The organism is Halopenitus salinus (genome assembly GCF_055397165.1).
Genome location: NZ_AP043853.1, coordinates 732,956 through 745,841, shown reverse-complemented (window position 1 = coordinate 745,841; position 12,886 = coordinate 732,956). Strand labels below are relative to the sequence as shown.

Annotated in this window: 11 protein-coding genes and 1 tRNA gene; 6 read left to right on the top strand and 6 right to left on the bottom strand. The window is 55.9% G+C overall.

The window, feature by feature from the left end; genetic code table 11:
* Position 1 precedes the first annotated feature (1 nt).
* The 4 genes from ACZ5YD_RS05490 (at position 2) to ACZ5YD_RS05475 (ending at position 3,877) form a co-directional block, all read left to right on the top strand.
* Entirely contained in the window at positions 2 to 676 is a 675-nt protein-coding gene (locus ACZ5YD_RS05490; protein ID WP_379746480.1) for a DUF7288 family protein, read from the top strand.
* Positions 664 to 1,710, top strand: a complete 1,047-nt coding sequence (locus ACZ5YD_RS05485) for a DUF7261 family protein (protein ID WP_379746483.1) — start codon at positions 664 to 666, stop codon at positions 1,708 to 1,710. Before ACZ5YD_RS05490 ends, ACZ5YD_RS05485 begins: the two co-directional genes overlap by 13 nt.
* Complete coding sequence (locus ACZ5YD_RS05480) at positions 1,700 to 2,263, top strand: DUF7266 family protein (protein WP_379746486.1); 564 nt, start codon at positions 1,700 to 1,702, stop codon at positions 2,261 to 2,263. The genes ACZ5YD_RS05485 and ACZ5YD_RS05480 overlap by 11 nt, the downstream gene beginning before the upstream one ends.
* 111 nt (positions 2,264 to 2,374) lie before the next feature.
* Positions 2,375 to 3,877: a DUF7289 family protein gene (locus ACZ5YD_RS05475; protein ID WP_379746489.1), complete on the top strand. Its 1,503-nt coding sequence runs from the start codon at positions 2,375 to 2,377 to the stop codon at positions 3,875 to 3,877.
* A gap of 48 nt (positions 3,878 to 3,925) precedes the next feature.
* Here the strand turns inward: ACZ5YD_RS05475 and ACZ5YD_RS05470 are convergent, their stop codons facing one another.
* Positions 3,926 to 4,921, bottom strand: coding sequence for a DUF5787 family protein (locus ACZ5YD_RS05470; protein WP_379746492.1), 996 nt, complete (start codon positions 4,919 to 4,921; stop codon positions 3,926 to 3,928).
* Positions 4,922 to 5,101: 180 nt separating this feature from the next.
* Between ACZ5YD_RS05470 and ACZ5YD_RS05465 the strand changes: the two genes are divergently transcribed.
* On the top strand, positions 5,102 to 6,028 hold the full coding sequence (locus tag ACZ5YD_RS05465; RefSeq protein ID WP_379746495.1) for a DNA adenine methylase: 927 nt from the start codon (positions 5,102 to 5,104) through the stop codon (positions 6,026 to 6,028).
* Positions 6,029 to 6,284: 256 nt separating this feature from the next.
* Here ACZ5YD_RS05465 and ACZ5YD_RS05460 read toward each other — a convergent pair.
* The 3 genes from ACZ5YD_RS05460 to ACZ5YD_RS05450 all read right to left on the bottom strand — a co-directional run bounded on the left by ACZ5YD_RS05460 (position 6,285) and on the right by ACZ5YD_RS05450 (position 7,667).
* Positions 6,285 to 6,346 (bottom strand) — tRNA-Leu (locus ACZ5YD_RS05460).
* Between the two features lie 281 nt (positions 6,347 to 6,627).
* Entirely contained in the window at positions 6,628 to 7,014 is a 387-nt protein-coding gene (locus tag ACZ5YD_RS05455; protein WP_464384468.1) for an HNH endonuclease, read from the bottom strand.
* A gap of 320 nt (positions 7,015 to 7,334) precedes the next feature.
* Entirely contained in the window at positions 7,335 to 7,667 is a 333-nt protein-coding gene (locus tag ACZ5YD_RS05450) for a GNAT family N-acetyltransferase (protein ID WP_379746501.1), read from the bottom strand.
* 1,673 nt (positions 7,668 to 9,340) lie between these two features.
* Here ACZ5YD_RS05450 and ACZ5YD_RS05445 point away from each other — a divergent pair.
* Entirely contained in the window at positions 9,341 to 11,281 is a 1,941-nt protein-coding gene (locus ACZ5YD_RS05445) for an AAA family ATPase (RefSeq protein ID WP_379746504.1), read from the top strand.
* Positions 11,282 to 11,326: 45 nt separating this feature from the next.
* On the opposite strand, the gene ACZ5YD_RS05440 is transcribed toward ACZ5YD_RS05445, so the two are convergent.
* Entirely contained in the window at positions 11,327 to 12,268 is a 942-nt protein-coding gene (locus tag ACZ5YD_RS05440; RefSeq protein ID WP_379746507.1) for a hypothetical protein, read from the bottom strand.
* The gene (locus ACZ5YD_RS05435) at positions 12,265 to 12,561 is read right to left on the bottom strand and encodes a hypothetical protein (protein WP_379746510.1); all 297 of its coding nucleotides are present in this window, start codon (positions 12,559 to 12,561) and stop codon (positions 12,265 to 12,267) included. The genes ACZ5YD_RS05440 and ACZ5YD_RS05435 overlap by 4 nt, the downstream gene beginning before the upstream one ends.
* Positions 12,562 to 12,886 lie beyond the last annotated feature (325 nt).

Genomic DNA, 12,886 nt, shown 5'->3' with positions numbered 1-12,886 from the left:
CATGCGAGGATCACGTACCGAGACCGACGGATCGACGGCTTCCGGGAACCGTGGACAGGCGCACACGCTCGAGGCGGTCGCGGCCGCCGTGATCCTCCTGTCCGCCGTCCTCTTCGCGCTGCAGGTCACCGCCGTGACGCCGCTTTCCGGGAGCACGTCGAACCAGCACATCGAGAACCAGCAACGGAACGTCGCGGAGGGGCTCCTCGAGGCGGAGGCGGAGAACGGCTCGCTCGAGGACATGCTCCTCTACTACAACACCTCGAGCGATGCGGATCGGTTCCACGGCGCGAACGGCGACGACGGCGAGTACGACGGGCGTCTCCCGACGAACACCACCTTCGGGACGGCGCTTCAGGAGACCTTCCTCGAACGAGGGATCGCCGTCAACGTCGACCTTCACTACATCCGATCCGGCGGCGAACGGCGATCCCAGCCGCTGATCAACCTCGGAACGCCGAGCGACCACTCCTCGACTGCGACCTGGCAGATCACGCTCCGGGAATCCGACGAGCTGGTCAATTCGAGCGGGTGTCCGACGGAAGAGACGGTCGCCGATGTGGTCGCGGCCGATGGCTGTACTTACTTTACGACCAACGACATCGAGAGCGATGCGTCCGGAAACTCGGACGTCTTCAACGTGATCGAAGTGGAGGTCGTCGTATGGCGGATGTGAGGGGGCCGGAGCAGCCTCCGAGAGCCGCTAGCTCGGAGTCCACCGATCGTCCACGCCGGGATCGCGCACAGCTGTTCCTCGTCGGCGCGATCGTCCTCGCGGTGCTCCTCGTCGCGCTGGCGGTGCTTTTGAACGCCGTCATCTACACCGGGAATCTCGCCACCCGTGATACCGGCGCGGACGTTGCGGCCACGATCGAATACGACGACGCGGCGCACGACGCCGCCCTCGAGGTGTTCACGGCGACGAACGACTACGCGGACGAAAACGAGGCAAACCACACCCAGCTCGAGGCGAACCTCACCGGGGGGATCGGCGCCTGGGAGACCGCCTCGGCCGAACACGCCGCGATCCGGGGAACGATGTCGTCGATCGAGAACGTGGAGACCACGGATGGATATCGGCTCCAGCAAGCGACCAACGATAGTTTCCATCCAAACAGCGATGATAACACGACCGAGTGGGATCTCGCCGATTCAACGAGAGTTCGAAATTACACGATCAACGCGACACCGGAGAACCAGGTCAATGCCGACACGCTCAACGACACTGATCCGGGAAACGTTACTGACACGTTCTTCGTGGAATTCGAGGGTGACGAGACGTACTATCTCTACCTCTATGAGAGCGATTCCGGAGATGGCTGTACGCTCGTTCACGATGGAACGGATGGAATCGATCGAGCGTGTGTGGATGGGCCGACGTTCGTCGTGAACCTCACCGCGGATCCCACGAATTCGACCGCGACGATCTCTAACAGTTCCACCGGTGATTCTTCAGAGTTCAACACTACCTTTTTCCAGGATCTCGATCCGAATCATTCGATCACATATCACAATCCAGGTAATATCTCCGGAGAATACGATCTCGTCGTCGAGTCGGACGACGGTTCGGTTGTCTACGATGATGAACCACCGAACAGTACGGAGGTTATCTACGACCTCGAGTACGACGTCGTCCGTCGCTCGGACTCGCTTCACTACCGGAACGGGACCCGGATCGCGCCGAAGGAGGCACCGTACGATGCGTCCTGACGACGCGTTCGACGTCTCCGGTGGCTCCGGGAGCAACGCGAACCGCGACGTCGCCCCCGGGAGCTGCGACCGTGGCTGGATCGCCGGAACCGATCGCGGCGTTTCGACGACGGTCGGATACGTGTTGGGGCTCGCGATCGCGGCGATCCTCATCTCGGGGCTGTTCATCGCTGGCGGCTCCGTCCTCGAGGACCAGCGTCGGACGGCGGTCGAAACCGGCCTGGAGGCCTCCGGCGAGCGCATCGCGACCGGCTTTTCCGACGCCGATCGGCTCGTCGAGTCCGCGAACGGAAGCGCCGCCACCGTCGACGTCGCCGTCGACGCGCCGAATCGGATCGCTTCGGCCGGGTACGCGATACGCGTCACCGGCGGATCCGACGGTCCGCGCTACACGAACGAGATCGAACTCGAGGGGTCCGACGGGTCGGTCACCCACACCGTTCGCTTCCGGACCCACACGCCGGTGAGCAACCGCTCGATCGATGGCGGATCGGTCGTGATCCGACACGTGGACGGCGAGGGGCTTCGGATCGAACGCGGCCGGATCGATTAACGGTCGGATCGAACGCGGCCGGATCGATTGCAGGTCGGGTCGGCTGCGAGTTTCCTCCTCCGAGCGGCTCGCGACCGTAGGCTTAAGCCGCATGCCGCCCAAGACGCCTCTATGAGGCGCGGTCTCGGGGGGACACGGAAAGACGAGCGTGCCGTGAGCGCGTCGGTCGGCGTCGTGCTCATCGTCGCGATCACGCTCATGGGCGCGACCGCGGTCGTTACGCTTGGCTCTACGGCGATCGGCGACACCCAGCAGGCCGCGGACGTCCAGCGCGGCGAACACGTGATGACGCAGTTCGCCTCCAAGGCGGCGATGGCCGCCCTCGGCGACACCGGCAGCCAGTCGATGACGACCGGTGATACGCAGGGGACGATCTCAGTCACGGAGGAGACGGGACGGATGCAGGTCTATCACGTGAACGCGAGCGGGGACGGAAACGTTGGGGATCCGATCGCGAACAGCACCCTCGGCGAGGTGACCCACCGGAACGACGACCGAACCACGACCTATCAGGGCGGCGGCGTCTGGAGCAAACGGGGGGAGAACCCGGCGCGGATGGTCTCGCCGCCGGAGTTCCACTACCGCGGCCAGACGCTAACGCTCCCCATCGTCTCCGTGGCCGCAGGGGAGACGGCGGCCGCATCCGGATCGTCCCAAATCCGCGTCGAGGGCGGCGACACGATTCCCAGTAACGGGACGGCCGACAACCCCGTCGAGAACGGCACCGTCGTCGTGGTCGTCGAGAGCGAGTACCACGAGGGGTGGCGTGAGTACTTCGAGGACCGGACCGACGGACGCGTCGTCGAAACAGAGGACATCCCCGCAGAGTGGGAGAGCGACCTTTACTACGACGATCCCGAGAAGACGGTCGTTCTCGAGCTCGAAACCGCCGGAACCGGCGGGAGCTTCGATCTTCCCGGATCCGGCGAGCGGATCCCCGTCGACGGGTTCACCGAACGCGAGGCGCTCGAGGAGTTCTCTACGACCTTCGACGTCAACCAGCCCAACCAGGGGTGGGTGAGCTTCCACGGGAAAAGCGGCGATCAGTACTTCGAGACCGTCCTCCAGTTCGATAACGGACAGGGCGCCAGTACGCCCATCTGTGAGGCGAATTTCGACGCACGAATGCTCTATACCGACGGCGACGTCGCCCACCACTGGAAGCTCGCGGATACCTCCGGGAAGACGGGCGGCGACTTCGCGACGTGCGAGAACGAGATGTTGAGGATCGATTTCCTCGCCACGGAGGAGTTCACCTACGTCGAGGAGGACCCGGGAAGCCGTGTCGAGTACCAGGATGTCTGGGGCGGCGACTACACGGAACCCGCCGAAATAAACACCACGGCTGACACGGTGGAAAAAAACCTCGGCGATGCGATGGCGCCCGACGCGTTCGTTCCGGACTACCTCGAGCGGCTCGGTCCCTCCTTCGAGCTCCAGGCGACGTGGGGCCGCGATAAGGGTAACGGAAATGGTAACGGCGGAACCGGTGGCAACTCGATGGACATCGACGACGACTCCACCGTCACCTTCGAGTACGATCGGACCGGCGAGGGCCGATACGTCACCTACCTCCACGTGACGGACAACACCGTCACCGTCGAGTTCGGTTGATCGACGATCCGGTTCGATCAGGATCTCACCGCCCGTCCCGACGGCCGGTCACCGACGGAGCATCCGATAGCGAAATCGCTCGCGTCGGCGATCGAGGAGGGTCTCGATCCCCTTTCCGGGACCCCCCTCGATCGGCCACCCCTTCGTGCGCCAGCCGGGCGGCTCCGGCGAGAACGACTCACACGAGCCCGAACACTCCCTGGCGGTTGGACACCTCCCCTTCGCGGCACAGTCGGGGACCATCGCCTCGCCCGCCCGCTCCAGCCGAAAGTGGCGACAGTCGGGGCGCATCGTCTCGTGGTAGGAACGGAAGCCGCGCCCGTACGCGCGCTCGGCGAGCACGAGCCGTCGAAGATCCCGATCACGCTGGTCGGGAGCGTTCGAGACCGCTCGCCCCAGATCGCTTGGAAGCCACTCGACGGTGGCCGCGTCGGGATCGACCCCGCCCGCGAACTCCGTCAACAGGATCCCCGCCTCGACGGGCATCTCCCGTCGAAGCGCCGGTTCGAGCCGATCTCCCGTGGTCTCGGTGGCGAGCCACGTCTCGTCGAGGAGTCCCGCCTCGACGTCGTACTCGAGCTGGCCGGAGAGCGTGGCCGCGGCGCTCGCGGTGAGGTCGGGCTTGTTCTCGATCGCGACGATCCGTCGGACCCAGTCGGGATACGGCCGCCGGCGTCGGATCTCGATCTTGCCCTTTCGAGTCCGCTCGTCGATCAGATCCCGGTCGGCCGCGCGGTGGATCGCCTCGCGAACGTACCGCCAGGGGTACGCCGGCTTCGCGAGCGTGTCGCGATACCACGTCCACTCGGCCGGCGCCTCGCGGACGATCCCGAGCAGTTCGCGATCGAGCTCGCGCTTGCCGAAGGCCCGTCTCTGTCGCAACCCGGCGGGATCGACTTCGACGACGAGGACGTCCCAGCGCCGCTCGCGCGTCCCGATCTGGCGGGCGACGATCGCGGGCGTCGGGTCCCCGTCCGGGTGCCAGGCGAGCTCCGCCCACCGGCAGACGAGCAGCTCGTAGCCGAACTCCGCGTCCGGTATCACGGACGGAGGTGGGTGCCGATCGTACAAAACGATACGGTGTGGACGGGGATCGGCCTCCCGAACGCCGTCGCCTCCGCTCCTCCTCGAATGCTGCCGCCCCCGCGCCTCCTCGAATACTGTCGTCTCCGTTCCTCCCGGACGAGGCGTTTATGCCGGTCCGCACTCGAGTGGCGAGCGACGATGGCACGGCCAGTTCTGAAGTGGGCCGGCGGCAAACGCCAGCTGCTCGAGGCGATCTACCGGCGGTTTCCCGTCTCCTACGACCGCTATCACGAGCCGTTTCTCGGCGGCGGCGCGGTCTTCTTCGATCTCGAGCCCGACGCCGGCACGGTTAACGACGCCAATCCCCGGTTGGTCAACTTCTACGAGCAGGTCAGGGACCGCCCGGAGGCACTCATCGATCGGCTCCGGTCGTTCGCGGATCCGGAGGCGGAGCCGGACCCCGATCTGGCCTTCGCGGAGACGACGTCGAGGGGCGCGTCGGTGGACAGCTACTACTACCAACAGCGCGCGCGGTTCAACAGACGCCCCTACGGCCACGAGTTCGATCCCCTCGAGGAGGCGGCGCTTCTGGCCTACCTCAACCGGACCTGCTACAACGGGCTGTACCGCGAGAACGCCGACGGCGGATTCAACGTCCCGATCGGCCGATACGCGGACCCCGATTGGGTCCAGGCGGACCGCATCCGGGAGGCGAGCCGGGTGCTTTCGGGAACGACGGTGTACAACCGCGACTTCGAGTACGTTCTCGATGCGGCCGAGGCCGACGATCTGATCTACGTCGATCCCCCTTACGAGCCCATGAGCCCGACCGCCGACTTCAACGACTACAGCGCCGAGGGGTTCGACCGCGACGATCAGGAGCGTCTGTTGGACGTGACCGCGTCGCTCGCGGACGAGGGCGTCCACGTCGTCCTCTCGAACAGCGGCGTGATGTACGACCGCTATCGCGAGGCCGGACTCGACGTCGAGACCGAGGGCGCCACGCGGGCGATAAACAGCGACGCCGATAACCGCGATCAGGTGGACGAGATCATCGCAACGACGGTTCCCGAGGACGAACGCAGGGGATCGACGCAGGCGGGGCTGGCCGATTTTTCCGAGTGAACTCGTCGTTCGCCGCTTTCTCGCAGCGATCCTTCACCCGGCCGGGACTCCCGTGAACGAAGCGAGCGGGCCGGCGGACGAAGGAGAAATGCGCCGGCCGGGATCCCCGCGAGCGAAGCGAGTGGGGGTACGGCCGGCGCGCGACCGAAGGGAGGTGCGCCGGTCGGGATTTGAACCACGGTCGCTCGCTTCGCTCGCTCCCTGATTCAAATCGCCGGCAGGGCGATTATGTCTCTCACGTCCGTTCGTCACAAAGTGCGCCGGCCGGGATTTGAACCCGGGCCATGAGCTTGGAAGGCTCGTGAATGTACCACACCCGAAATCGCCCATCTACCGGAAATAATATCCGGAATCGTCCACCGGCAAATCCTATACCCACATCTACACCAACCGACTGTAATAAAGTATCGGTCTACCCCACCCGAAGACCGCTTAGAAATCCTCGCGTAATCACACCCGAAAAACAGTACTTCATCACCATCTTTTATAAGCTCACGATGTGGTTTCTTTATATAATTCTCACACCACGACTCCTCATCTTTCTCGAACACCAAAGCAAGAGCGATCGTCCACAGGCTTCCAAGAATCGTCAACAAAATTCATTCAGCACAGGCAGATTCTCTTTCAGTTATATGGTTTCCAACATCTATAATGAAATCGGGTAAAGTTCGGGAAGGAGGATCAGCAATGGTATTTCTTAATGATGTATGGGTCTTAACCGAGGTGGGATCCGGCAACGACCCAGCAACTGTTCTGGCAAGTGATTGAGGGTCAATATTTGTGATATTTGCTTGGCGCCATCGAAAGCTCCTCACTTCTTCCTTCAAACGTCCAATGTAACCTATAGGCTCATCAGGAGCTTTCACATTCCCGTTATGTGCGCGGTCGTGGCAGTGCCTACACATCGTAACTAGATTCAATTTATCATGGCTTCCGCCACGGCTTCGTGGAACAATATGGTGAACCTCTAAAGAAACACCTCTCATATCCTCGTGTCTCTCGCAGTGTCGGCACATATAGTCATCCCTGCGGAGAACCTCCCTCCGCCGCTTCGACCAGTCGCTTGGGAGGGGTCTTGACATATATCAAGATAGTACGGATTATATATGATAACAGTTTCCCCTTGCTGAGTATGCGCGTTGTATTTTGCACGGCTACCGGAACACTTCCTTGAACAGGCAAAACCCTAGTGGCGAATACGCACTCTTCAGCAACCGGCTGTTTCAGACAAGGATATGTCTGAAGAAGAGGATATCAACAGAGGCAAACATCTGTACCAGATATTTTATTAGATTCTGGTTCGGTTTCAGCGGAATTCTTTAACCCACCCAATATCATCGGATCGCTCCTCGAAGCCTTCGGTCTCCAAAATGTGTTTCATGGCTGGGTGAATGACGTTGCTCGTTATAACTTCGGACGCACCGTAGCTCCGACTCAGGCTGATGAATTTATTGAGGGCAGCTCGTGCAATCCCGTTCCCCTCCCACGGCGGTTCGACTAAGAGATAGTTGATCTCTCCTGGCTTCCCTTCTATGGCTCCTACACAGCTTTCCTGAAGACGAATATCGTATCCCAGAACCGCCTCTGTGAGAAGTATATCATTCTGATCAACTTGATCGAGATCTTCGGTAGCAGCCATAATCTGTATATGATTATAGCACTCCCATAAATATAAATTTTATTATATAAAGAATTAACGACCGATCTTTGTCTTTAGATCTATGGCTCAAATGGATTTTTCTAGGCATACAAGATTTGTCTAACTCGTATTCATCTGAACCATGTCCTTTGAGACGACTATGCGTTATCCACCGAAAAATCATATATTTGTTATAAACGACATATGCCACTACTAGTGATCTCTATTCAGCGAGAAGAGTAATATCGATAGATAGTCAGATACGGTTCCCAAAACAACGGCGAAAACCCGAGATCGTGTTTTACGTGTGACCATCCATTGTCATCTTTGTGGATAGAACCTTAGACGGGGTTTGAACGCGAGAATTGTCCAAGTTTTCTAGTTGGTACTAATAGTACGTTAATCGAAAAATGTGAATGCCGCCCGTAGACCTACTTCTTACGGCGCGACAATCGCTGGCGTCGCTTCTTCCCGGATCCCCTTCCCGGAGTCCCGCGTAGTCTCCCACCGGCAGGAGAGGCACGTATCTCGTGGGAATGAGACGCTGAACCACGGCCTTTTCCGAGGTCGCTTGTATCGGGGCCGATACTCGGTTGTGAGGGTTGTGTCTGTTCGGTGCGGTCGATAAGCCGGGCCTCGAAGTGAGAGCCTTGATCGACCAGACGCACGTCGTATTCAACACCAACCTCGCCGGCAGGGACGTGTATGGTCTTACCAGCGTGCTGCTGCTGAGCGATGGCGTTACCGCTGTTGCTAACGCGGTCAACCGTTATCGTCTGTGGTTGGACTTGTGCCATCCGTTCACAAACAACACGAGAATGCTATATAATTGTATGGAAAGCCTACATTTTCGTTGAAAGTGGAGATGGATAGCGGAGAGAGACCGCAGGAGACGGCCCATAGATTGTTACTCATTTGTTCTCAACCTCTACGTAAATAATGAATATCGCAATACAAACCGCCGCGGAGGGTAAACAAGAACTCTCATTCTGGCCAGCGATCACTTCTGGCTATATTTACTCACTCAACGGTGGATGGATGTGGTTGGTTGCGTGTATCCTTCTATGCTTGTTTGGTGCACCAATGTTTATTCTAATTCGAAATGCGCGGAAAGCAGTAAAACAATCGAAGAGTCGTGATAAAATTAGGAAGAGAGTTGAGCGGGATAACCGAAGGAACAACGAAAGAAACCAATGGTTGATTCTTCTGGATGTTGTCTTCGAACAATTTCCAGACCACAGTCGAATGCGAGTCTATGTGCTTTTCAGCTGTTTGTTGACAGTAGTCGCAGCAGTAGTGATTTTCATCTGTCTTGTAGCGAGAGTGATCAGAGGAGACGTTAACGACTTGGTCGGGATCGGATTGTTTGCTCTCCCGATTATGTATATTGGAATTCTAATCACAAGGATCTCATGGAGGGATAATTCTGTTTGACTATTCCGTGTGATCGTCCATAGTCGTCTCACACTCGTGGATCGAACCTTAGAGTCGGGTTATATGAGTGAAGATCTCTAATTGATTATTTTCACGATCTCATTATCGAATGCTCTGTTAGAACGAGTGTGCCTACCTAACGACTGTTAGCAAGCAAAATGTCTGTCTAATTGGATTTCAACAGTGTCAAAATCCTATTTGGGAACAAATTCATTTAGGTGTATTTTAATGTGGTATTCATGGATCTACAAGCCCTCAAGGTGGAGAACTTCAGATCGATAGAGGACTCTGGGTGGGTTTCAATCGACGATCTCACGTGCTTCATTGGGAAGAACGAATCTGGTAAAACAGCCTTTATGAATGCTGTTGAGCAAATCAACCCTCGATTTGGATCTCCTGATTATACTCCCTACAAAGACTACCCCCGAAATAAGTGGCCAATATATAAACGGAACCACGATGCCGAACCAGCCCTCATTGCGAGTGCTAAATTCGAGTTAGAAGATGAAGATATAGTGGAGATAGAAAGCCGTGAATACAGTGGTATCATTGGGGATACAGAAGCGATCTACAAAAGGTATCTCGATGATTCCGAGGAGTGGGAACTAGAGATTGAGGAGGCGTCTCTCGTTCAAGGCCTTGTCCCGGACAGAGGGCTGCATGATAAGACAGAAACCAAGCTATTGGGATCAGATTCGATATCGGAATTGAAAGCAAATATCCGAGAGTCAACTTCGGATGATGATGCGTTGGAAGAATTGGAGAACAAGATCTCTGGGGAGTATTTAGAGGGCCTTCAGAAGAGGATAGGGCGTAATCACTTGAAGGCGAAGGTTCCATCTTTCCATTATATAGGCGAATATTCTATTATGAATGATACTGTGAGTATAAACCAGCTAATCAAAGATAAAAACAATAATAATCTGGATGAATCTGATGAGGTCTTTATGTCTCTACTCTCTGTTGCGAACCTTGACTTGCAAGAGTTGAGGGACAATCCTGACTGGCGGAAAATAAGAACCGAACTCCAGGCAGCCTCCGGAAGAGTGACGGAAGATTTGCTAAATTACTGGACTCAAAATCAGAATCTTCGTTTCTCCTTCGATAGAAATGAAGCCAAACAGGAAGGTCCTTCAGATTATAATTCAGGAAAAATTGTGGATGTTACTGTAGAGAATAGTGATGGTGTTGAGGTTGGCTTTGATCAGCGGTCGCAAGGGTTCCGTTGGTTCTTCTCCTCATTTTGCCAGTTCCGGGATATTCGAGACTCGGATGAAGACTTGGTCCTACTATTAGATGAACCTGGCCTCCATCTACATGCTAAAGCCCAGCAGGACTTCTTGGACTTCCTAGATCAAGAATTATCAGCGGAGCATATCGTTGCCTATGCTACCCACTCTCCGTTTATGATTGACCCTCGGAATCTGAACCGATCAAAGATGGTAATGGCCGACCCAGAGGGACAGACAAACATTTCCGACGACGTTATGGCGACTGACGAAGCCACGCGCCTCCCTCTACAGAATGTATTCGAATTTGACCTTGTTGACACGCTTCTGATCCGACCGCAAACTCTTCTTGTTGAGGGAAAGTCAGATCACGCTTATCTATACGCTATTTCAAATATCTTGGAGAAACGAGGACGGACGGGCTTAGACAAGTCTTGGACAGTTATTCCGGTTGGAAGCGGAAGTAACGTCCCTACCTTTGTTTCGTTATTCGGTGCTAATGATCTTGATCTTGGTGTCTTACTGGACGGGGACTCTGGATACAACCAACGAAAAGAAGACATTACCTCTAAAGGAGTGATGAGTGATGAACATATTCGCTCCACCTCTGACTTTGTTGACCAAAACTATAGTGATATTGAGGACTTGTTCAGTGAAGACTTCTATCTTGAACTAGTCAATCAAACGTACCAAGCTGAACTTGCACAAGGTCCCCACCCAGTTGGTGAGATAGTTGCCAGCGATTTCAAAAACGAAAACCCAAGAGTCGTCAAGCGCTTGGAAAAATATTTTGAAAGGCAACATATTAACGAAGGAAACTTTGAGCACTTCGCTCCCGCAGAATATCTACAGCAGAACCTGGAGAGATTACGTGAAGAAATCGATCCGGAGTCTCTTAACAACTTTGAGGAACTGTTTGAGGATTTCAATACCTATCTGGAAGAATTCTAAGCCCCATCAAGAGTTGACGACTATGGGCTACCAAGCGGAACGACACTACAACGCTGGGACGCCCTGACTCGATCGAAACCAGTCCTTCGGACTTGCCCACGCGAGAGCTGCTCCCTCAAACAATGCCTGCGGTGGATCTTCTCGTTCGGTATCATAGAAATCTCCGAGGGGTAAATGTGCGAGCTGCGAAGCCAGATACTGCGCTCCAGCTGTATTTGGAAGCAGCCTGCTGTTCGTCTCGTCATTAATATCGTTTAGCTTGTCCGGGATTTGCTTGACAATTCGAGGTGTATGTTCAACAGTGATCGCGCCACTTGTGCCGTCAGCTCGATACCGGTGATCCTCCTCGTACGCATTCGCACAATATTTGAGATGCTTTTCCAATCCCGGCTCGAAATGCTCCGTCGTTACATCATCATCGAGATCGTCGATCCAGAGGTAGATATGCTCGTGGGGAGTTCCGGCACTCCGAGTTGGAGCTGTCACAGCTATCCACTCGAATGTGAAATCACCGAGATGGTAGTTCAACGCTTCACGAACGGATCGATGAACTCCCCCGCCGTGTAACATCTCGTTGCATTCCCAGGGAGTGAGCCAGTTGTCGGTTTCATCGAGTGGCGACAAACGTCGGGTGAGCATCGCCGTCGTGACGTTCTCGTAGTTCGTCCGAAAGTGTCGATCGGCTTCGAGAATTCGAGGATATATATGGTAGCGGTGACGCTCGTACTTCGACGTGCGTCCGACTGCATTCCACGATGCTCGCTGAGTACGTAGGTACGTTTCCCGTGCTTCCTCAACTGTCTGTGGCTCCCCACAGTCAGTCAGAGGTGCTGGAAGGCGTTCTACCTTCACCGATGGCGGAGCTAATGGGAGTTTCCGACGTGTAGCGTGGTTGGCAGTAGATGGATCTCCCGGTTCGGGTACAACTGCCGTCCTCGTTCCTGGTGGATTTCCGTTAGTTGGCCCATAGTCATCTGGGACACTCATCCGTCGGCACAGAGCATCGGTATGCCGTCAACTTCGACAGGGTCAGAGCCTCCTCTATGAAGCTGTCCGTGTTCCGTTTGTGATAGTGCATCCAGAAACGCTGGAGCATCTATTTTGAGGAGTGGTAATTGATGGTGGGACTGTGCATCGTATATCTCGTCGCCGGACTTTGCATAGAGGGTGAGTCGAGCAAGGTTGACGATCTCGCCATTCGGGTCTGTAATGAATTCCCGAGCATCTTCACGTGTCCAGTAGGTACAGTTCGTCTCGCCAGTAGATGTGTCTGATTTCATATGATAAAAAAGAGATTCAGTAATCGCCGCCGCTATTCTTGTGATTCGATATACCGTCCTGCCAATTCGTATATCACTGCACCGTATGGTATTTCATCAGTTCTGTACAACACGAGTCTTGCTTCGTCGAGCGCGTTCTTTTCTGCACGGCTAACGCTAATCGTAGTATCTCGTACCATTCTAACAATAGCAGGGACGCCCGCTCATCCCCTCCAATAGTATTAATGGTAAAGGGTTTATATACCCCCCATCGGGGTGAGAATTTCCGCTGTCTTAGGCTCTGTATCGGTTGTTTATGATTATAGTGGTCGATAGATATTTATAC

What these genes read in the sequence shown, in the direction of transcription:
- ACZ5YD_RS05490 (WP_379746480.1), top strand. Translation starts at nt 2, where the DNA reads ATGCGAGGATCACGTACCGAGACCGACGGATCGACGGCTTCCGGGAAC.
- ACZ5YD_RS05485 (WP_379746483.1), top strand. Translation starts at nt 664, where the DNA reads ATGGCGGATGTGAGGGGGCCGGAGCAGCCTCCGAGAGCCGCTAGCTCG.
- ACZ5YD_RS05480 (WP_379746486.1), top strand. Translation starts at nt 1,700, where the DNA reads ATGCGTCCTGACGACGCGTTCGACGTCTCCGGTGGCTCCGGGAGCAAC.
- ACZ5YD_RS05475 (WP_379746489.1), top strand. Translation starts at nt 2,375, where the DNA reads ATGAGGCGCGGTCTCGGGGGGACACGGAAAGACGAGCGTGCCGTGAGC.
- ACZ5YD_RS05465 (WP_379746495.1), top strand. Translation starts at nt 5,102, where the DNA reads ATGGCACGGCCAGTTCTGAAGTGGGCCGGCGGCAAACGCCAGCTGCTC.
- ACZ5YD_RS05455 (WP_464384468.1), bottom strand. Translation starts at nt 7,014, where the DNA reads ATGAGAGGTGTTTCTTTAGAGGTTCACCATATTGTTCCACGAAGCCGT.
- ACZ5YD_RS05450 (WP_379746501.1), bottom strand. Translation starts at nt 7,667, where the DNA reads ATGGCTGCTACCGAAGATCTCGATCAAGTTGATCAGAATGATATACTT.
- ACZ5YD_RS05445 (WP_379746504.1), top strand. Translation starts at nt 9,341, where the DNA reads ATGGATCTACAAGCCCTCAAGGTGGAGAACTTCAGATCGATAGAGGAC.
- ACZ5YD_RS05440 (WP_379746507.1), bottom strand. Translation starts at nt 12,268, where the DNA reads ATGAGTGTCCCAGATGACTATGGGCCAACTAACGGAAATCCACCAGGA.
- ACZ5YD_RS05435 (WP_379746510.1), bottom strand. Translation starts at nt 12,561, where the DNA reads ATGAAATCAGACACATCTACTGGCGAGACGAACTGTACCTACTGGACA.